The sequence below is a fragment of the Shewanella baltica genome, assembly GCF_900456975.1.
GTDB lineage: Bacteria > Pseudomonadota > Gammaproteobacteria > Enterobacterales > Shewanellaceae > Shewanella > Shewanella baltica.
This window is the reverse complement of the sequence record NZ_UGYM01000002.1, coordinates 3,400,176-3,421,777: the sequence shown is the minus strand read 5'-3', so window position 1 is coordinate 3,421,777 and position 21,602 is coordinate 3,400,176. Positions and strand designations below refer to the sequence as shown.

General features: G+C 45.8%; 13 protein-coding genes. 4 read left to right on the top strand and 9 right to left on the bottom strand.

All coding sequences use genetic code 11. From position 1 onward, the window contains the following. Positions 1-198: 198 nt before the first annotated feature. The 9 genes from DYH48_RS15345 to DYH48_RS15305 form a co-directional block, all read right to left on the bottom strand. Entirely contained in the window at positions 199-972 is a 774-nt protein-coding gene (locus tag DYH48_RS15345) for a DUF6445 family protein (protein WP_115335266.1), read from the bottom strand. A gap of 9 nt (positions 973-981) precedes the next feature. Next, on the bottom strand, positions 982-2,493 hold the full coding sequence (locus tag DYH48_RS15340) for a tryptophan halogenase family protein (RefSeq protein ID WP_115335265.1): 1,512 nt from the start codon (positions 2,491-2,493) through the stop codon (positions 982-984). Positions 2,494-2,513: 20 nt separating this feature from the next. Next, positions 2,514-3,533, bottom strand: a complete 1,020-nt coding sequence (locus tag DYH48_RS15335; RefSeq protein ID WP_115335264.1) for a cupin-like domain-containing protein — start codon at positions 3,531-3,533, stop codon at positions 2,514-2,516. A gap of 13 nt (positions 3,534-3,546) precedes the next feature. Further along, positions 3,547-4,269: a SapC family protein gene (locus DYH48_RS15330; RefSeq protein ID WP_115335263.1), complete on the bottom strand. Its 723-nt coding sequence runs from the start codon at positions 4,267-4,269 to the stop codon at positions 3,547-3,549. Positions 4,270-4,327: 58 nt separating this feature from the next. Next, on the bottom strand, positions 4,328-5,959 hold the full coding sequence (locus DYH48_RS15325) for a tryptophan halogenase family protein (RefSeq protein WP_115335262.1): 1,632 nt from the start codon (positions 5,957-5,959) through the stop codon (positions 4,328-4,330). Between the two features lie 246 nt (positions 5,960-6,205). Then, complete coding sequence (locus DYH48_RS15320; protein ID WP_115335261.1) at positions 6,206-9,202, bottom strand: TonB-dependent receptor; 2,997 nt, start codon at positions 9,200-9,202, stop codon at positions 6,206-6,208. A gap of 686 nt (positions 9,203-9,888) precedes the next feature. Continuing rightward, entirely contained in the window at positions 9,889-10,893 is a 1,005-nt protein-coding gene (locus DYH48_RS15315) for a LacI family DNA-binding transcriptional regulator (RefSeq protein WP_006085030.1), read from the bottom strand. Between the two features lie 58 nt (positions 10,894-10,951). Continuing rightward, complete coding sequence (locus tag DYH48_RS15310) at positions 10,952-12,277, bottom strand: glycoside-pentoside-hexuronide (GPH):cation symporter (RefSeq protein WP_115335260.1); 1,326 nt, start codon at positions 12,275-12,277, stop codon at positions 10,952-10,954. Positions 12,278-12,287: 10 nt separating this feature from the next. Further along, positions 12,288-13,643 carry a GH1 family beta-glucosidase gene (locus DYH48_RS15305; protein WP_115335259.1) on the bottom strand — a complete coding sequence of 452 codons (1,356 nt, stop codon included), beginning with the start codon at positions 13,641-13,643 and terminating at the stop codon, positions 12,288-12,290. Between the two features lie 267 nt (positions 13,644-13,910). On the opposite strand from DYH48_RS15305, the gene DYH48_RS15300 reads away from it, so the two are divergent. The 4 genes from DYH48_RS15300 (at position 13,911) to DYH48_RS15285 (ending at position 21,393) form a co-directional block, all read left to right on the top strand. Then, the gene (locus DYH48_RS15300) at positions 13,911-15,206 is read left to right on the top strand and encodes a sugar MFS transporter (protein ID WP_115335258.1); all 1,296 of its coding nucleotides are present in this window, start codon (positions 13,911-13,913) and stop codon (positions 15,204-15,206) included. Between the two features lie 83 nt (positions 15,207-15,289). Next, positions 15,290-17,950 (top strand): glycoside hydrolase family 3 protein, encoded by a 2,661-nt coding sequence (locus DYH48_RS15295; protein ID WP_115335257.1) that lies wholly within the window; start codon positions 15,290-15,292, stop codon positions 17,948-17,950. 201 nt (positions 17,951-18,151) lie between these two features. Continuing rightward, positions 18,152-19,048: a fructokinase gene (gene mak / locus DYH48_RS15290; RefSeq protein WP_115335256.1), complete on the top strand. Its 897-nt coding sequence runs from the start codon at positions 18,152-18,154 to the stop codon at positions 19,046-19,048. A 224-nt stretch (positions 19,049-19,272) separates the two neighbouring features. After that, on the top strand, positions 19,273-21,393 hold the full coding sequence (locus DYH48_RS15285; protein WP_115335255.1) for a methyl-accepting chemotaxis protein: 2,121 nt from the start codon (positions 19,273-19,275) through the stop codon (positions 21,391-21,393). The last annotated feature ends 209 nt before the right edge of the window (positions 21,394-21,602 follow it).

Sequence of the window (21,602 nt, the reverse complement as noted above, 5' to 3'; positions counted from 1 at the left end):
AGTATAAGGCGATAACCCAAGCAAACCAATGGCAGAGACTGGTAAAACAGACTTTGTTACAAATGAATTGATGAATTTTAATGTGTGTTTAAGGCGTTGGGCTGTGTTAACTAAGACTTTGGGGACGTCAATAAACCCAGCTAAACCTAAAGTCGTCAGCGTCAGTCACTGTGAGATAACACTTTGTGAATCGATGTGTTAGCGGACTGAGGGTTTAAACTCGATAAAAATATTGCTCGTTAGCCGGCCGGTTCTTGGGTTGGCATCAATATCGGTTTGTGGGTTCACTAAGGTGGAATGCAGCAAATTACCGGGATAAATCACTAAACGATTCGGGCGATATTCTACTTGATGATAAATCTCATAATGACTGTCGCTTTCAACACAATAGCCCGAAGGATGGCGAGTAATGTCATCGACTAAAGGTTGAGCAGACTTAAAGTAGTCTGGCATACGTTCTTCATTTATCCGCTCAAAGCCCGTCGGAATATGGCGGAAAAACGCCGTATTACCATGGGGGCCGTCGTTTAAATAGTGCAGTAGCGCGAAATAGTGTGGGGAGGGAGTATCAAAATGCGGCAGGCATTGCAGCGGTTTAAGCTCACACGCGGGGGTACTGATCAGCGAGAAATACAATGCCTGTAATTTGATGCTTAAGCTCGAAGGGATTTGATACACATCATAAATCAACTGGTACACAAGATTGAGCACATCGGTGACATAGGCCTGCGGCAAGGGGGCACGCACGCCGGGGTAAAAAGACCCATTATCGGCAGAAAAGTGCGCTTGGGTGTAAGCACACTGACGTATTGGCAACAGATCTGCCGCAACATCATCGATAATAATCAAGGGCGTCTTTTCATTGCCAAGATAAACTAGCTGAGGCGTGAGCTTGACTGGCTGTTGCTTAGTTGCCTGCTGCTTAGTTGCTTGTGGCTTAGCCGTATTCGTGTTGCGATCTAAGGTTTGCATCCCTGTACCTCACATTGCCATAGGTTTAGTGTTGGCTAGAACCTCAGCTGGGCAATAGTGCTGAATAAAATCGATGTGGGCAGGTAGGCTTTCGACCTTACGCTTAACGGTTGATTTAATGTTGTTTAAGAAGGCTTCGAGTTCAGGCTCTTCCATCACATCGACTATCGGGTGATAGTGTTTTGGCATTATGCCTTGGCCCATCATCACTTGGATCCATGAGCTTTCGCCAAAGAGTTCACTACCGTATTTATAGACTTTGCCGCTGTCGGCAAACATTTCGATTCGATGTTTGAGCGACGCTGGAATGTCCATATTTTTGCAATAACGCCAGAAACGGCTGTCTTCGCGTTCCGTGGCCTTGTAATGCAAGATAATAAAGTCGCGGATATTGTCCATTTCGAGTTTAGTTTGTTGATTAAACTCATCAATATCGGATTGCACTATGCCCGCCGACGGAAATAGTTGCATCAATCTGATAATACTACGTTGGATTAAATGAATGCTGGTGGATTCCAGTGGCTCTAAAAATCCTCCGGACAGCCCGACGGCAACACAGTTTTTATGCCAATGCAGGCGACGGGTGCCGGTTTTAAACTTAATGACCCTAGGCTTATTCAGCGGTTCCCCTTCAAGATTAGCGAGGAGCAACTCAGTGGCATCCTCATCGGAGATAAATTTGCTGCAAAAGACCAGGCCATTGCCCGTGCGATTTTGCAGTGGAATGCGCCACTGCCAACCCGAGTCGCGGGCAATCGAGCGAGTATAAGGAATAGGGGCACCCACTGACTGGGTTTGCACCGCAATCGCACTGTCGCAGGGGAGATAATGGCTCCAATCCTCAAAGCCAGTATTAAGCGTTTGCTCAATCAGCAGTGCGCGAAAGCCAGTGCAATCGATAAATAAATCCCCTTCGATTGTTTCGTCATTCTCTAAGACGAGCGCTTTGATATTGCCGCTATCGTGATGTTGTAATACCTGTTTTATTTTTCCTTCAATACGGTGAATGCCGTGTTGTTCAGCCATTTTTCGAAGGTACTTGGCATAGAGACTGGCGTCCATGTGGTAAGCATGGTTGTAATCTTGGTTTGGCAATACGGCAAAGCGTCCTTGACGGGCGGCGAGATGTTCGGCGCAGTAGTCGCCTATTTCACTCACCATGCCAAGCTGCTTACCTTTCAGCCAAAAATGTTGAAAACCACAGGCCCAGCAATCTTTGCCTAAAAAACCAAAGGAATGCAGGTAGTTTTTATTGATATCCTGCCAATTTTCAAAGGAGATCCCGAGTTTAAAGGTCGCATTTGTCGCTGCCATGACCTCTTGTTCTTTGAGGCCGAGTAATCGATGGAAAATATGTAATGTGGGGATCGTCGCTTCGCCCACACCGACCGTACCTATTTCATCGGATTCGACCAGCACCATTTCTAAGTGTTTGCCCATCAACTTAGTCAGCGCCGCAGCAGCCATCCATCCGGCTGTTCCGCCACCCGCAATCACGACTCTTTTTATGGCTGTTGTCATCGTTTATATCCTCAACTGGGCTAACGTTTGAGCTTATTGGTTAAATCTGCCCGCAATTTTCGGGCGTTGATTTCATCGAGTGGGGTGGTCAGCATGCCTTGGGCTGCACTAGGAATATGCTCTAGATCGCCATCTTCATGGTCAAAAATATAGTGATCGAACAGGGCTTTCCACGCCTGACGCTGCGCCTTGGGTAAGGAGCGTAAACTTAACATCGCGTGCAGTAACGCATTATTGGGGCGACCAAGATAACCGGGCGTATCTCGCCACCAATGGGTAATGAGAACATTAAAGTCATCCATTCCGCGCACATGGTGCCACCACATACTGGGGATGAATAACACATCACCGGGTTCCAGTGCGGCGACCTGCGCGGCTTCCATCGCCTTGGCAAATTTAGGAAAGCGGTCAAAATCGGGATTATCCATATCGACTAAGCTAATGTCTTGGCCGCCCGGGGCAAACTCCATTGGGCCAATATACAGATTGCTGATTTGCTCCGGCGGAAACAGGGTAAAAGTGCGTCTACCGACGACATTGCAGGCTAAGTTGTGGGGAAAGTCGAAATGCGCAGCGATACGAGTTTGATTGCCAAGCCAGATATTGGTGAGCGGTGACAAAGGCGCAAGATTAAAACTATTATCGGCGCCAAGTCCAGGTAAGCACTGATTAATATCGGTTGAGCCCATATAAATACTGGCGGCTTGCGGCGCAGTGAGCTGCGTGAAGATTTGCCGCAAATCTAACTTACCCGCCTGATAATTAAACCCATCTAAAGTGTCGTTATAAAATACGCGGCCTCGATGTTCTGGCGCTAAATAATAGGCGGTGACGGGCATGCCTTGATAAAACTGGGCCAGATACTTCATCGCGCTATCGCTGGACTCAAGCCCTGCTTTCACTAAAGGCCAGTTTGCGCAAAGTCCTTTAAATACCAAAGGCTGCTCAGCATCTTTAATCAGCGCGAGCATCTCCTCTGTTGAGCAGTTTTCAAGGTGTTTGACGACATTAGTTTTAGGTTTAATCACATCAAGACTCATGGCTGCGACCTAGTTAACCTTGCGCATTTTTAAGGTTAAGCAAGTCACGTACTCTTGCCTGTGAGGCCAAGGTCATGTAAATCGCCTCTAGATAACTTTTAGCATGTAATTGAGCGAGCACTTCTGCCGAAAGGGCCGCTAGCGTTTCTTCATTAATAGTATAGAAACCCATCATTTGATGTTGGTGGCCATTGTCGAGCTTGATATCTAAGGTAAAGGATTCCAGCAACTTATGTTCGATAAGCAAATCGATAAAGTGCTTACTGTCGATAAGCCCGTGGTGGATACCTTCTAACATATCCCCAATGTCATCCAGATATTGTGTATTCCCACCATAGGGATGGAACAAAGCTTCGCCTTCGGTTGTGCTGACTTTTGGGCTCGCCATATCGATATGTATGACCCTTTGTTTTAGCTCGACACCGTCTTCGTGCACGCTTTGTTGACCAATAAGAAACGGCTGACGACGTAGGGTGAGAGGGATATAAGAAGCCTGCCAAGTGCCGTTATTTAAAAACAGATTCTCATTATTTTGAAAACCATAAAGCGCCACTGCAAAGAACTGGCCTGTGGTCTGATCCTTTTGGAAAAAAATCGGATAATGCGCCTGTACGCTGCGAAACTCCGCCGGAAAAGTGACACTGAACCAGACATTATCGCCGTACTTAGCACTACGCTCAGTGATAATTTTAATATCTTTATGATCTACGCTGTTAAGTAATACGTGTTGGCTCATAGGGTTACCTTTGTCCTTTGTTGGTTCTCACTGCCGCGAGTTATTTTTGTTATTTGTGCTAAATCTTAGGGAAACCAAATTGCCTGACCTTGTTTAATAGGTCGCGATTGCTCGGAAGGCTTTGGCTCAATCCATGGATCTTTTGCTGATTCTCGCTAAAAAGTCTTTGGGCAACTTGTTGTTGCGACGGTTTGATATGAGTCGGTAGGGCAGTATTAAAGCCCATACCATAAAGCACATATTGGAAACTCGCCGCCGGAAATAAGGGTTCTTTGTAGCTAATATCGTGACTGCTTGGCGCTTGATAACGCCATAGGTCGAGTTGCTGCTGTAATCTTTCAGGAATGGATGCGGCCTCCCGGTGATCGCGCCAGTAGTCATCCACTTCGCGTCGACTCACGACATAATGCAGTTTCAAAAAGTCGATGATTTGCTGCCAGTGGCGCTCGTAGCGTTCATTCACTCGCTGGGCAATCGTGTCCATTACGCCGCGATGCGTTGGCAGTTGCGTGGCTAAGGTATTCGCCGTCCATTCCACTAAAGCCAATGCTGATGCTTCTAAAGGTTCAATAAAGCCTGCCGCCATGCCGATGGCAATACAGTTGTTTTGCCAGCATTTTGCATGGTAGCCGGGGTTGATATTCAGCTTTCGGCATTCTTGTTTACGACTATCAAGCGCGTTGCTGGATGCCGATTGAGGCTTAGTTGATGTGTCATTGGCTAAATAGGCTCTTAAGGTTTGTTCAGCCTCGTCATCGCTACAATGGGCTGATGAATAGACATAACCCACGCCTTTGCGAGTCGGTAAACCTATATCCCAGATCCAGCCATTGGGCTGCGCCGTCGAGAGTGTGCATGAGGCGATAGGTCTATTTTCTTCGGTATAGGGGACTTGTATTGCTAAGGCGCTGTCGTTAAACAGCACAGCTTTTTGGCTGAGGAAGGGCACGTTAAAATGCTCGCCCAGCAGCAATGATTTAGTGCCGGAACAATCGATAAACATATCGCCTAAGATCACGCCATGTTCTTTGGTCGCAAGACTTTCGATATCGCCATTGGCATGACTGTGAACCTGAGTGACATGATCACGAATGTACTTGATCCCCAGTTTTTCGGTGCAATGCTGCATTAACAGCTGGCTAAATTTACCCGCATCTAAGTGATAGCCGTAATTGTTTTGAAAATGATATTCCGGCGTCGCAATGGTTTTAGGCGCTAGCCCTAACTGAGTCAGCGCATCTTGGTTGGATACCGCCTGAGCAAAACTGACCTTGTCACTGTGAGGCAACCAAAAGGGACACAAGTCTAACTCTTGATGGCCATGGGGCAGGCTAAAGGGGTGTAAATATTGGTTAGAACCGAATGGTTTAGTATGTTCAGTATCATCGTGCTGCCAGTGAATAAAGCGTGAGCCTTGCTTGAAACTCGCGTCGCATTGGCGGATAAATTCGGTTTCGCTGATGCCGATTTTATCTAAGGTGTTACGCATCGAAGGCCAAGTACCTTCGCCGACGCCGATAGTGGCCACATCGGGGGATTCTATTAATGTGATATTGAGTTTAGGCGAGTGCGCAAGCTGGCCTTTATCGACATTATGCTCGGCGGCCAAAAGGGCAGCGGTTATCCAACCGGCTGTGCCGCCACCGACAATGACAATGTTATTAATGGCTGTGTGAGTTGCTTGTTGCATATCGAGTGCCTAATCTTTTATTGTTGTTTATAAAGGCTTTTATGTTTTTAGTTACCACTAACGCGGTTAACTATTGCGCTAGCATTGAATAGTTTTACTGCGATTTCCAGTATTTATTTTACTCATATTGACTAAAAAGAGCGGCTACGTCCGTGTAGCCTGCTGTCATCCTGATAAAAATGAGGTATCTATGGCATACCTCATACGACCTTAGGGTAAAGATCTGTTGCTCTTAAATCGGTACGACTAGAAAGTGTAACGTGCGCCTATACTGTAACGCGCACCCGTCTGGGTGTAGTTAAGGACTTGTTCCGTCGCACGGCCGTGTACACGCGTGGCTTCATTGGTGATGTTTAAGCCTTCGATGAAGATGGTTAAACCTTCAACCGCTTCAACGTCGTAGCCTATGTTAAAGTCCACCTGCGAATAAGCTTCGGTGTATTTAGGGTTAGAGCCAGTATCCTGACCTGTTGAGTTTAAGAACTCATCACGCCAGTTATAGGCGATACGGGCCGAGAAACCATAGTTTTCATAGATACCGACCAAGTTTGCGGTATCGCTGATCCCTAAAATCACGTTCTGGGTCGCATCACCAGGGCGACCTAAGTTAGTGTTATCATAGCTGTCCCCCGCATCCACCATAGTGTAGTTGGCTTGGATACCAAATCCTGACTCACCAAAGAAGTGCTGGATAGAAAACTCCCAACCATCAATCACATTACTTAAATCACTGTTAGTGGGGTTAGTAATGAGGAAGTTTAACGATGGATCACCTGGGTTACCGGTAATCTCGATATTGCCGTTATCAGGATTGATCTTCACATTTGGATCGGTTGCACCGTATTTGTCATAAATCCATTGGCGTTGTTGAATCGCAGTGGTGGCACCTGCCGCAATGGCTTCATCAACATATTTACCGTGTGCTGGATCCGGAATGTTGTAGATGTCTGAGTTTTCAGGGTTACTGCTGATAAAGTTAGTCACATCTTTACGGAAATAACCGATTGAGACGTAACTGGCATCGTTGTAATACCATTCTGTCGACAAGTCATAGTTCGTTGACTCGAGTGGTAACAGACTTGGATTACCCGCCGAGCCGCTACCACCGTTGCGATAGGCAAGCGTTCCTACTGTGGTGCCACCTTGAATCGAGGTGTAATCAGGACGACCAATCGTTTGGCTAAAGGCGGCACGGACAAACACATCTTCCAGCATTTCAATATTAAAGTTGAAGCTGGGTAGCAGGTAATCGTAATCACCCTTTTGAGTTTGGTAAACGCGATTATTATCCACTGAACTCGTTAGCGCGATTTCAGACTCTGCAATCCAAGTAGCTGTATCATAAGAGGAAACAACCGAAGTCGATTCAACATCTGTTTTTTCGTAGCGTAAGCCAAAATGCACGTCATAGGGCATGTTGGCAATTTCGCTGGCGAAGTTGTATTGGATATAGGCTGATTGAGATTTTTCTTCAGTGAAACGGTCTGTGCCCTTAGAGTAATCGGTAGAAGGGCAGAAGCCATTACCACAATCACCCATTATGCTCGTTGCATAGAGTTCTGCTGCACGGGCACGAACTGCCGCAAAGTCCCAAAGGAACATAGTGTTTAGCGGATCTGTCGATGCATTACCGTTATAACCTGCGAAATTACCTTTTGAACCATCGAATTTATCGATAACTGAACTGGTTGGGAACCAAGCTGCGTCTAAATCGCCCGCTGCACCAACGCCACCCCAGTCGTTACGTTGAATATCAACCTGTTGAGAGTGGTTATTCACGTCTGACATCGCAATACCAAAATCGATACTGCCTGCTTCGGCTAAATCATATTTACCCGACATTTGCAGCTGTTCAATTTCGGAGCGATTGACGGCATTGGTAAAGGTTGAACCAGTCACGCGCATATCTTCTGGGCGAACCGCATTTCCACCACCAACGGCGAGTACTGGGACATCACCGCTAAAATCGGTCGCTGCACTGGTACGAATAAAGGCGGCAGTACTGAGGTTGCTCGTACTGCCATTGACATTGTTAGGCGTACGTTCGGCGTAGGAGTTATGGTAATCCAAGTTTAACGTCAGATTATCACTGGCTTCCCAAGCTAAGTTAAAACCCAGTGAACCACTTTGGTCGCGGGTACCGAAATCGCCAGCAGCCATTGAAAGGTCGGCTGGTGCATCGTAGGTTTCGGAATAAACGAGTGGTGATGAAACTGGGCCATCACTCCAAATATTTTCTTGGGACGGCACAAAGTTAAACCATGCCGAGACGTCGTGCGTTTGAGTATCGATGTCGTTACGCATGTAAGTGTAATCAAGCGTTGCGCGCAGCGAATCAATCGGCTCGTATTGCAGCACTAATTGACCGTTGGTGCGTTTGCGTTGTTGTTCTTCAAAACGGTAAATCGTGGTTTGTGGCACGCTATACACGTCATCATCGCCAGGGCGATTGACTTGATTGTCGTTTTTAGGAACGCCGCCCCATTCTGCGTTGGGGCCGCTGTAATCTTGGTCAACAATACCTGGAAAACTGCGCCAACCGGTACCGACTTGGGCTTGTTGATTACCACTTTCCCTTTCTTGATAGCTACCTGAAATAGAAATCCCAAATTTATCATCGGCAAAGGTATTTGAGTACAAGCCAGAAAGCTCTGGTGTGGTAGAGCCTTTATCCGTGGATGAGTCATCAACGGCCTTTGCACCGAAAGTGGCCTTCATGCCTGGCGAGCTTAGCGGTCTATGGGTGAGCACATTGATCGTTGCGCCAATACCGCCCGTTGGATTTTCCGCCTTAGCGGTTTTCTCCACTTCAACCGCACTGATGGCTTCTGACGCTATGTTGGCAAAGTCGAATGAGCGAGAGCCAGTGGTGACTGGCATTTGACGTCCGTTTAACAGCACTAAGTTTTGATCGGCACCAAAACCACGAACCGACACTCGGCTACCTTCACCGTTTTGACGGTCGATAGATACGCCAGAAATACGTTGTAGCGATTCAGCTAAGTTACTGTCGGGGAATTTACCGATATCTTCGGCGTTAATTGCATCAACAATACCTTCTGAGCCGCGTTTTACGTCCATCGAACGGACTAAACTACCGCGGATCCCTGTTACTTGAATGACTTCAATATTTTCTTCTTTTTTGTCAGTATCGGTGGCATAGGCGGGCATGATAGAGCCCACGCCTAAGACTAGCGAAAGGCTAGTGGCCAATCTGGTTTTTCTAAATGTTCTAAGTTCCATCTACATCTCCCCGTTGAGTAGATATTCAGGCTACAACTCTCTGATTTGTGGTGTGGGTTGAACAAATCATGTACAACACAGACATTTTTTTGTTCTTGTTAAGGTTTATGTAAGCGCTTACATAAAGCTAGTTTAAATTATCAACAGAGTCAACGGTAAGTTACTTTATTGTTGCAATATAATGCGTTTTTTGTTTGAGATGATATTCTAACTCATTGTTTTAAAATAGAACCAGTTTTATATTTTGTTACACATTTATGATGAAATTGGTGATTAAGGGGGGCTGAATTCACATGATGACGTTTGAAATGGTGTTTTTACGCTAGGGTGAATGTCAACATTTGAGGGATATTTTGCGCGAGCGGGGATGATTGACCATTTCGGCAGTGGTTTTCACGCCTAAAAGGGGAATTATTAAGGCTTTCGTTGGGGCTGAACATAGGTGCTCAAAGGCGATAAATATGGGTTTTAAAGATGCTGAAAAGCATTTTTAACACTCATTAAATGCCCTTTAAAAAGTAGGTTATGAGCGAGTTTTACTTGGGTTTATAGACCGTTTTTCACATCGTTTTTGAGTCAAACTTGCTCACTTGTGCACGTAAAATCTAACGAGAAAACGCAATGCAGTGCTCATTCTTGCAGTTCAACATGGTCAGGCTAGAGCAGTACTTGCCTTCACTTATTCGCTATTTCTCTAGCTTAACTGCTGAATCTCTTACAAATAATGAAGGCGTAAAATGGCTAACAATCTCCACATCGGTTTTATTGTAAACGTGTTTTAGTACCCAGAACGCCGCCATTTTACCCATTTCATGGATGGGGTTACTGACTGAGGTGAGCTTAGGGGAAATATATTGGGGAAACGGGATGTTATCATAACCCATGAAGGACAAATCTTCGGGTACATTAAGCCCTTGTTCAAGGCAGGTTGAAATCGCTCCCGATGCCATTTGGTCATTGGCGCAAATCACCGCAGTAAACGGCCGTTGCAGGCTGAGTAAATGTCGCATGCCATCGCAACCGCTCGACTCTTTAAACGTCCCTTCGTAGAACAGCTCGCTTTCATAGGGAATGGCCGATTCAGTGAGCGCTTTTTTATGGCCCATCAGGCGCTGCCTAGCGTCTAGCTTGAATAAAGGTCCTGATATATAAGCAATATGCTCATGCCCTAACGACAACATATGCTGAGTCGCGAGGTAACCGCCAAGCTCGTTATCGAGATAAATACAGCGCTCACGTATAGCGGCAACATAGCGGTTAATCAGTACGATTGGCGTGCTGCGCTTACAGAGATCGATAAGGTAGTCATCTGAAACCGCTTCCACGTCGATAATCAACGCATCACAGCCGCGATCAAGTAAAAACTGCACCGCATCCTTTTCTAGGGATTCATTGCTTTTACCCGCGGCAATAATGACGTGTTTACCCGCATCACGCAGGGCATCTTCAATTTCAGTCATCATAGGCCCATAAAATGGGCCATCCAATTGTGATACTAGGACGCCCACACTATTTGAGCAGTTGGACGCTAATGATTGGGCTATCGCATTGGGGCGATAGTCCAACTGAGCCATAGCGTCTAATACCTTTTGTTTGGTTTTCTCACTGACATTGGTGTTTTTATTCATCACCCGTGACACAGTCGCAAGTGAAACGCCTGCAAGTACCGAAACGTCGTAAATAGTGGCCATATCATCTCAAATTAGAGGTACTGAAAAGTACAATGCCTTGAAGATTAGCATATTTTTATTAGCTGGCTCTATTTAATTCCAGATGGATTTCATCCACTTTCTGGTTATTTAGCGTATAACGACGCATGATAAATGCGACCAAAATTGAGCCGATAGCGGGATAAAGGGTAAATGAAATTAAGATGCCATTGAGCGTCGTTTCACTCTGAACGGCATCGGCTTGATAGCCATAACTTGCCAGTAACCATCCCGCCGCCGCACCGCCAATCGCGACGCCAAGTTTGATAAAGAAAATCACCGAGGAGTAAATCATGCCTGTGATACGCACGCCGGTTTTGTATTGACCATAATCGACTGTATCTGCCATTTTCGCCCAGAGTAATGGGGTGGCCATATTGAAGGTAAATCCCCAGACAATATAAAGAGTGAAGGCGAGAACGACTTGATCTTTAGGGACAAAAAAGTGCAGTACACACAGGGTCGCGGCTAGAATTTGCAACACGATATAGGCTTTAACCTTACAAACGCGCTTGGCTAATGGCTCTGCGAGAATACAGCCAAAAATATTGCCCACCATGCCTAAGGTGATGAAAAGAGTGATCATATCTGGCAGGTTAAGAAAATATTTTACGTAGTAAATGGCGAGGCTAGTGCGCAATACCATGCCGGATAATAGGCAAACTGCAGCGGCGGATAACACTCGCCATTGGTCATTCTGTAATAGGTAGGTAAAGTCTTGTTTAAAGCTGGAATTTTGATCCACGGGCGGATGTAAGCGCTCTTTTGTGCCCCAGAAGCAGGCCAAAAACATGGCAACGCCTAAGATACTCATGGCGAGAATCGTGAGCTGATACCCTTTTGCTTGGTCACCTTTACCGAGAAATTCGACTAGAGGCAGGGTGAGTCCTGAGACAAGTAAGCCACCGAGCATAGCGAACACAAACCGATAGGATTGCACCGAAACCCGCTCTTTGGGATCGGCCGTCAGTACTCCACCTAAGGCGCAATAGGGAATATTAATGGCGGTATATACCATCATCAATGCTGTGTAAGTCACGAAGGCATAAATCATTTTCCCATCTTCAGATAAATCTGGGGTCGTAAAAGCCAATACACTGATAATCCCAAAGGGCAGGGCAAACCAGAGTAAATAGGGTCTGAATTTACCCCAACGGGTGTTCGTGCGGTCAGCCAATGCACCCATTAAAGGATCGGTGACGGCATCAATCAACCGTACCAGTAGAAACATAGTGCCGACAAAGGCAGGTGAAATACCAAAAATGTCGGTGTAAAAAAAGGTAAGGAACAGCATAACGGTTTGAAAAACGATGTTGCTGGCAGTGTCGCCAAGCCCATAGGCTATTTTTTCTTTTATGCTAATCATGGCTTTAGCCTTATTTATTATTGTTATTAGTTAAGTGAGCCCTTGAGCGAATTAAGTCGCTGTAGGCTTGACCACTGGCCTTTATCGTTCGGGTTTGGCTTGCATAATCCACATAGACAATGCCAAAACGTTTTAAGTAGCCTTCGGCCCACTCAAAATTATCCATCAAGCTCCAGGCAAAGTAACCCTGAATGTTAACACCTTGTACTATTGCATTGTCTACTGCGGTTAAATGGTGCTGGTAATAGCTGAGCCTATCGAAGTCATCGACACGCCCATCAATGCATTTATCGTCCATGGCTGCACCATTTTCTGTGATGAAAATAGGCGGTAAATCATAGGTTTGATTTAAAGAAACCAGTAAATCGGTAAAGGCCTGTGGATGGATCTCCCAGCCTATGTCGGTTTTAGGTACCCCAGGTAAATCAACTTGCACAAATCCTTGCTCTGCATCGGCCTGATATACGGCGCGGGTATAAAAGTTAACCCCTAAAAAATCAATTGGTTGACTGATAAGCTCAAGGTCGCCGTCGTGAATTTCCGGTCTGTCTTCTGGCGCTAATGCTGTGAGAAGGTCTGGATAAGCCGCATCGAAAATGGGCTTGATATACCACTGGTTAAAGTAATCATCGGCTTGTTTTGCGGCCTGAATATCGGCAGCACTTTGGGTTAATGCGTAGCAAGGCGTGAAGTTAAGAACTATGCCATTCATGCTGTTAGGGCTGTTCTTTTGCAGCACTTGCATCGCTAAGCCGTGGGCGAGCAATAGGTGGTGAGCCGATTGACGGCCATAGGCTTTTTTCATTAAACCAGGGGCGTGAATGCCTGCCTCATAGCCTAAATATGAGCTGCAAAAGGGTTCGTTTAAAGTGGCGTAGGAATACACTCGGTCGCCGAAGGCTTGGCTTATTTTGTCAGCATAGTCTTTGAAAAGGTAAGCGGTATCTCGGTTTAACCAGCCGCCTTGATCCTCAATATGTTGAGGAAGATCCCAATGGTAAAGCGTGACAAATGCTTTGATATTTCTACGTTTTAGTTCGTCTAGAATGCCAATGTAGAAATTAACTCCCTGCTGATTAATGCTGCCATCTTGATTTAAGACCCGTCCCCATGCGATGGAAAAACGATAGGCATCAACCCCGAGAGACGCGATTAAGGCGATATCTTCTTGCCATAGATTCAGGTGGTTGCAGGCGACATCGCCATTGGAGGCATCACGGATCTTATCTGGTGTTGCACAGAAGGTATCCCAAATACAGGTTTGGCGAGAGTCCACGCCACCTTCGATTTGAAAGGAAGCGGTCGCCACACCAAAAGTAAACGCTTCGCTTTGGAGTATCGAGTTCTTTGGTAAAGATATTTTCATATATTCAGTCACTTAATTATATTTTTGAATTCATGCCTGTGATTTAAAACACAGAGTTCAAGATAAAGAGAGTAAAGATGCTTGCCGACTGTCACTAAAAATATTGACTTTGGTTATCGACATGTTAACAATGAAAGCGCTTACATCGAGGTTAGTGACTAATCATAAAAAGGTCAATATGTGATTTGGATAAATTAATCACGCCATTTTGACTAAGAAGATTAAACGTTTTTATCTAGATAATCGGTTGGGGAGAATAGGGCAAACATGGCTATTGCAAATGAAACTGAGGCGAGTTCGGTGAGTGAGGCAGCAACGAGTGTGCACCAGAGTGGCAACTTTAGGTTCGCTTTAGTGGCATTAACATCGTTGTTTTTCATGTGGGGATTCATTACTTGTCTTAACGATATCTTAATACCTTATTTAAAAAACATGTTTGAGCTGAATTACGCCCAAGCCATGTTGGTGCAGTTTTGTTTTTTTGGGGCTTACTTTATTGTCTCAATCCCAGCGGGTGCACTTGTGGGTAAGATTGGTTATCAAAAAGGCATAGTCACTGGGCTTGGTATTGCGTGTTTAGGCTGCTTATTATTTTATCCTTCAGCGAGTTTCGCTTCGTATTGGATGTTCCTAGGCGCTTTTTTTGTTTTAGCCTCTGGCATTACCATTCTGCAAGTGGCGGCTAATCCCTACGTCAGCGTGCTGGGACCTGCAAAAACCGCGTCATCAAGACTCACTCTGACCCAAGCGTTTAATTCCTTTGGCACCACAGTTGCCCCGTTTTTTGGTAGTTGGTTGATTTTATCGACTTCACATCAAATGACAGGAGAGGCTGCTCCTGACCTTGTAGTCAGCACTGCGGCCCAAGCGAGCACAGTACAAGTTCCCTATTTGATTTTAGCGGCCAGTTTATTTGTGCTGGCGGTGATTTTTATACTGTTAAAGCTGCCTTTTTTAGGTAAAAAACTGCCTGCGAGCAGTGCTAAAGTGCTGGGCAGTGCATGGCAATTTCCGCATCTTGTTCTCGGTAGCGTGGGGATTTTTGTGTATGTGGGGGCCGAAGTCGCTATTGGCAGTTTTCTGATTAGCTTTTTAGTTCAGCCCGATATTGGCGGTTACACCCATGCCGAAGCTGCGCATTATATTGCCTACTATTTTGGTGGCGCTATGGTTGGGCGTTTTATTGGCGCGGCCGTGATGCAAAAAATCAAGGCCGGCAAAGTATTAGCCTTTAATGCAATTTGTGCTTGCTTGCTGGTGGCCTTAGCCATGTTGAGTACCGGAGCGATGGCGATGTGGGCCTTACTGTTAGTCGGGTTATGTAACTCTATTATGTTCCCGACTATTTTTAGCTTGGCATTACAAGATCTTGAACAACACACCAGCCAAGGTTCTGGCATTTTATGTTTGGCGATAGTGGGCGGCGCGATTGTGCCCTTATTCCAAGGTATGTTAGCCGATCATTTTGGTATCCAATTGGCCTTTATTTTACCGCTGCTTTGTTATGGCTTTATCGCCTATTACGGCGCCAAGGGCTGTGATGCCCCAAGACCAAGATTTTAAATTAATTAAAACACGACGATTAAACACATGGATGCGCACACGGCGTGTGTATTAAGACATTTTATTTTTTGAGGGTGAGAATTATGAGCGTTATCGCATTGAGACCCAAAACCTTTAGCTTGAGTTTATTGGCTGTGCTGACCTGCGTCAGCTTAAGTGGATGCAGCAAAACAGAGCAGATAAAAGCCGACGATAGTCAGTCAGTTAAGCCCAATCATGTTGCCGCATCTAGCTCACCCAATAGCCCCAATGGCTACAGTATCGACGGTAAGCCTACCGATATTAATATTTGGCCGCAGTTAACTATCCCCCATAAAAATCAGCCAGATGTTGAAAAACGCGTCGCAGATTTATTAGCAAAAATGACGCTAGAGCAGAAAGTTGCGCAGATGATCCAACCTGAGATCCGCGATATCACGGTCGAAGATATGCGCAAATACGGTTTTGGCTCTTATTTGAATGGTGGCGGTTCTTACCCGAACCAAGATAAACATGCGACGCCAGCAGATTGGATTGCCTTAGCCGACGCTATGTTTCAAGCCTCTATGGATGACTCGCTCGATGGCATCAGTATTCCAACCATGTGGGGCACGGATGCGGTTCATGGTCACAACAATGTGATTGGCGCAACGCTGTTCCCACATAACATAGGGTTAGGTGCGGCTCATCATCCTGAGCTTATTCAGCAAATTGCTGCGATCACCGCCAAAGAAGTCATGGTGACGGGGATTGATTGGGTATTTGCACCGACTGTCGCTGTGGTGCGTGATGACCGCTGGGGACGAACCTACGAGGGTTATTCTGAAGATCCTGCCATCGTTAAATCCTATTCGCACGCGATTGTCGAGGGGTTACAAGGTGGCAATGATAAAGACTTCTTATCAGATCAGCATGTTATCGCTACGGTAAAACATTTCTTAGGAGATGGAGGGACCGAAGACGGGGATGATCAGGGCGATAATATCGCATCCGAACAAGCCTTGTTTGACATTCATGCCCAAGGTTATGTCGGCGGGTTAACTGCGGGCGCGCAAACTGTGATGGCCTCATTTAATAGTTGGCACGGCGCTAAAAATCACGGTAATCCTTATTTATTGACCGATGTACTTAAGACTCACATGGGCTTTGATGGCTTTGTCGTTGGCGATTGGAATGGTCATGGGCAGGTTGAAGGTTGCAGTAACGAATCTTGTCCTCAGGCCGTTAATGCGGGCTTAGACGTATTCATGGTGCCTACGGCCGCATGGAAACCATTATATGAAAACACTATCGCGCAAGTTAAGTCGGGTTTGATCAGCCAAGCGCGGATTGATGATGCCGTGAGTCGTATCCTGCGAGTAAAAATTCGGGCGGGATTATTTGAAAAGCCAAGTCCAGCTAAGCGTCCTTTATCGGGTAAAACCGAGTTAATTGGACAAGCTAGTCACAGAGACGTTGCACGCCAAGCGGTGCGTGAATCACTGGTGTTATTGAAGAATAATCAGCATTTATTGCCTTTATCTCCTAAAGCTAAAGTGCTCGTTGCAGGCGATGCTGCTGATAATATTGGCAAACAATCGGGTGGTTGGTCTATTACTTGGCAGGGTACTGATAATCAGAATGCAGATTTCCCTGGAGCAACATCGATTTATGCTGGCATAGCAAAGGCGGTTTCTGCCAGCGGTGGTAGCGCTGTGCTGAGTGTTGATGGTCAATTTGATGCTGCGAATAAACCCGATGTGGCGATTGTGGTATTTGGTGAAGAGCCCTATGCCGAAGGCAATGGTGATATTGATAATCTTGAGTATCAAAGAGGGAATAAGCGTGACTTAGCTTTATTGCAAAAGCTCAAAGCCGCAGGGGTTCCTGTGGTCTCTGTGTTTATTAGCGGCAGACCTTTGTGGGTCAATCCTGAGCTTAATGCCTCTGACGCCTTTGTCGCCGCTTGGTTGCCTGGCACTGAAGGAGCAGGGATTAGTGAAGTGTTATTCACTCAAGCTAATGGTGATGTTCAGTATGACTTTAATGGCAAATTATCTTTCTCATGGCCGTCGACACCGCAGCAAACTCAAGTGAATGTTCACGACAGTGATTATTCGCCATTACTTCCCTATGGCTATGGCCTGAGCTATGCGGATAAGGCAAATAGTACTGCGCCTGCGATATTATCGAATAGTTTGTCTGAAGATAATTTCAGTGAACAAATGCAACTCAGCCAGAAGCCGTTATTCGAGCGTGCCGTTAAGGCGCCTTGGAAAATGCTGATTGGCAGTGTTGAAGGTGACAAGGTTTCGATGGAACCCATAGCCAGCAGTGTGCAATCGAATGATGTTGTCACGATTAAAACCTTTGACAAACAAGTACAAGAAGATGCTCGCCATGTCAGCTTCAACGGTAAGGCGCTCGGTTTTGTGAGTTTGCAGGGGAACTTCCCTGAAGACTTACGGGCTTATCTGGCGAGCAAGTCAGTGTTGAGTATGCAGGTCAAAGTCGGTTCATCGATTACAGCGCCTATTAATGTTGGCATGACCTGCGAAGGCGATTGTCGAGCCGATGTGGATATCAGTACTCAACTAAGCGCGTTAAGCCTTGATACTTGGAGTGAACTAAACATAGATCTCACTTGCTATCAGGCGCAGGGGATAGATTTTGGTAAAATTATCTCGCCTTTCATATTGTCATCATCGGGCGCTGTGGATATCAGTTTTAGCGATATCACCTTAAAGCCAAAAACGGCGAGTATGGCGTCAGTCGAGTGTCCGTAATGTAACACTCCAAGGCGCAGTGGGTCGTTTACATGACGACTGTGCCTTCATTGTTTGCTGTAATAAACAGCCTTTATTTTGACAGGGGCTAATGTTGTTTTTGACCTGAGGCAGTTTTCAATTACAGTGTATGGCATCAGGCAGTAGAGCCGAGCTTCACTGAGCCGCTTTGCGTTAAATATATTGAGATGGAGTAAGTTGATGTTACGAATTGGTATCGATCTTGGCGGCACAAAAATCGAGTTAATTGCATTAGATGACGATGGTAAAGAAGTGTTTCGTAAACGCATCCCAACGCCAAGAGAATATGTTGCAACAGTCGATGCATTAGTCGCACTCGTGACAGAAGTCGAAGAGAGCTTGCAACAAACCGCCACAATAGGCATAGGTATTCCTGGGGTGATTTCTCCTTTTACTGGCCTAGTTAAAAATGCTAATTCAACGTGGATCAATGGCCATCCCCTCGATGTGGATCTGGGCGCTCGATTAAACCGTAAGGTGAAAATCGCTAATGATGCGAACTGTTTTGCCGTATCAGAAGCGGTCGATGGCGCAGCTGCTGGCAAGTCAGTGGTCTTTGGCGCCATTATTGGTACTGGATGTGGTGCAGGTATCGCCATCAAAGGCCAAGTGCATGATGGTGGTAATGGTATCGGCGGTGAGTGGGGGCATAATCCTTTACCTTGGATGAAAGCCGATGAATTTAATACCACGACGTGTTTTTGTGGTAACAGAGACTGCATCGAGACGTTTATCTCAGGGACGGGTTTTGTACGCGATTTTCGCGCAGCAGGTGGAGTAGCTGACAGCGGTATTGAAATCGCCCAAATGATGCAAGCAGGCGATCAGCTGGCGACTCAAGCATTTGATCGCTTTATTGACCGTTTAGCCCGCTCATTGGCCCATGTGATCAATATGATGGATCCAGATGTTATCGTCCTTGGCGGCGGAGTGTCTAACATCGATGCCATTTACACTGAATTGCCAAAAGTTTTACCGCGATATGTGGTTGGCCGTGAGTGTCACACTCCGGTTGTTAAAAACTGTTATGGCGCTTCATCGGGCGTACGTGGTGCCGCTTGGTTGTGGGGACGCTAACCTTAATTTGAAATAGTGTTTGATATTTAAGGCCGAATTCATTTATTTGAATTTGGCCTTTTTTTGATTTTGTCATTCTAAAGTTTTACATTTCATTAGCAAATCTTTATCTTAAGTGCTGGTAATTCTTACGCTAAGTGCTATTTTTAATGCTGGGTAGAAAGTATAAAAATGAATTAGATCATAATAATTACGCTATTGTCGTTCTCTTGGGAGTTTACTAGATGAAGCATTTGTCCATCAGTACTAAGTTGTTGTGGATTACATCAGCATTATTTTTATCGATAGTGGCTATTTTATCTATCAGTTTATGGTGGACGCTGTCGGCTCAAAACGCACAATTGTCGGATCAAGTTCAAAATACCCTACAAACGGAAACTCGGGATAAACTCGAAGCCCGCGCCGGTGAATATGGTGAAATGGTCGCCGGATTTATCAATGAAGCCTACCGAATTCCTTTCTCTTTTGCGGGTATGCTTGAAAGTACTGCCGAGGAATTACCCTTAAAACGTGACCGCTTAGAACTCGCAGTAGCGGCAGTGCTGAAGAAGAATGCGCAAGTCTCTTCCATGTATGCCCAGTTCGAACCTAATGGTTATGATGGGCTCGACAGTGAGTTTTTGAATGTGAATGTCAGTCACAGTGTGGCGACATCTGGCGCTCTAGAGGTCTATTACACCCGTAACGACGATGGCACTGTGGAGCATAACCAAGTTGAAGATTCAGCAGAAAAGTACCTCACTAGCCTGAATGAGTTTGGGATCCGTGATGCTGAATGGTATTTATGCGATAAGGAAACCTTAAAGCCCTGCCTAATGGAGCCGTATTTATACGAGATCACTCCAGGCAACAAAGCATTAATGACCTCGCTGACAGTGCCAGTGCTTAAACATAAGCAATTTATCGGTGTGGTCGGTGTAGATGTAAATTTGCCAGTCTTTCAAACTCTTATCGATAAGTTGTCTAAGAGTCTTTACGATGGACAAGCAAAAGTGACTTTGCTGAGTACCCGCGGTTTAGTAGTCGCGGCAAGTCATTACAGTAAAAAGGCGCGTCCATTAGCTGAGTCGGTAAATCCTACTCTCGCTTCGCAAATCATCTCCCTGCACAAGAATTCCGGCTACATGGTTAACGATGATGAAATTATTGTTGCCTATCCCATTAAGATCCCGCTAGCGAATGCCGAGTGGTCCTTGGTTATCCAAGTGCCGACTGCACAGGCGTATAAAAGCTCGATTGAGCTTAATAATGATATGGATGAAATGGCGACTTCCTTAGGCAGTTTGCTGCTGATCGTGGGTATTGTGGTATCGATTGCCGCTGTAATTACCATTAGCTTAGTGATCCGTAGCATTATCTCACCATTGAGAATGATCCAAGGCCGGGTAGAGCACCTTGCGAGTGCCGATGGCGATTTAACGCAATCGATTGAGGTTGATTCCCATGCTGAATTGATTGCGCTAGCGAAAGGTTTCAATTCCTTTATTTATAAACTTAAAAATTTGATTGCCGAGCTGAAAATTCTTGCGAGCCGCTCTCAGGAGGAAAGCCAAGCCTCTGCCAAAATTGCGCAGCTCACCCGTGACAGCGTGAATCGTCAGTACGGTGAAATTGAGAGTGTAGTAACGGCTGTGAACCAAATGAGTGCTACCGCACTTGAGGTTGCTAAGGCATCAGAGCAAACGGCGGCAGAAACTGAAGCTATGTCGCGCAATATTCGTCATAGCGAAGAGAGCCTGACTAAAGCAATGGGTTTTGTCGCGACTATGTCTCAGGAGTCTATGGAGGCTAAATTGGCGGTGAGTAAAGTGGCTGAGAGCAGTATGAACATCAGTCGTATCCTTGAGGTAATAAGCTCCATTGCCGCACAGACTAACCTGTTAGCACTCAATGCAGCGATTGAAGCGGCAAGGGCGGGTGAGCAGGGACGAGGCTTTGCTGTGGTTGCTGACGAAGTCCGCGCGCTAGCATCTAAGACTCAGAGCTCGACGAACGACATTAGTACCCTTATCGACGCACTGCAAAAAGAGGTCCAAAGCGCTTCTGGCATCATAGATAAAGGCGCTGAGCGGGCACAAATGGCCGTATCTCAAACTGAGCAAGCGTTAAACTCATTGAATTCAATGGTGAGTCAGATTGGGGAAATTTCGGGCCAAGTGACCCATATTGCCGCCGCCGCAGAAGAGCAGAGTGCGGTGACTGAAGAGGTTAATCGCAATATCACAGGGATTTCTGACTCTGCTTCTGAACTTGCACGTCTTGCGGGTGAAGCACAGCAAAGCAGTGTAGTTTTAGCAAACTTAGTGAAGCAGCAGCATGAGCAGTTAGGTAAGTTAAAAACCTAGCACGCAGAGGTTTACTGAATTAGCGCATTGATTTTAAATAGGCTCTTTAATTGTGTTGTTGGTTAAGCACTGATCAAAGGGCCTATTTTTATGGCAATTGTAAATATCAAAGAACAGGCTGAAGCTATGAAATAGTCAGCGAGCGAGCTGTATATGCATGGTGATTATGCGATGATTGACAGGACAAATATTTTAGATACAAAAAAGCC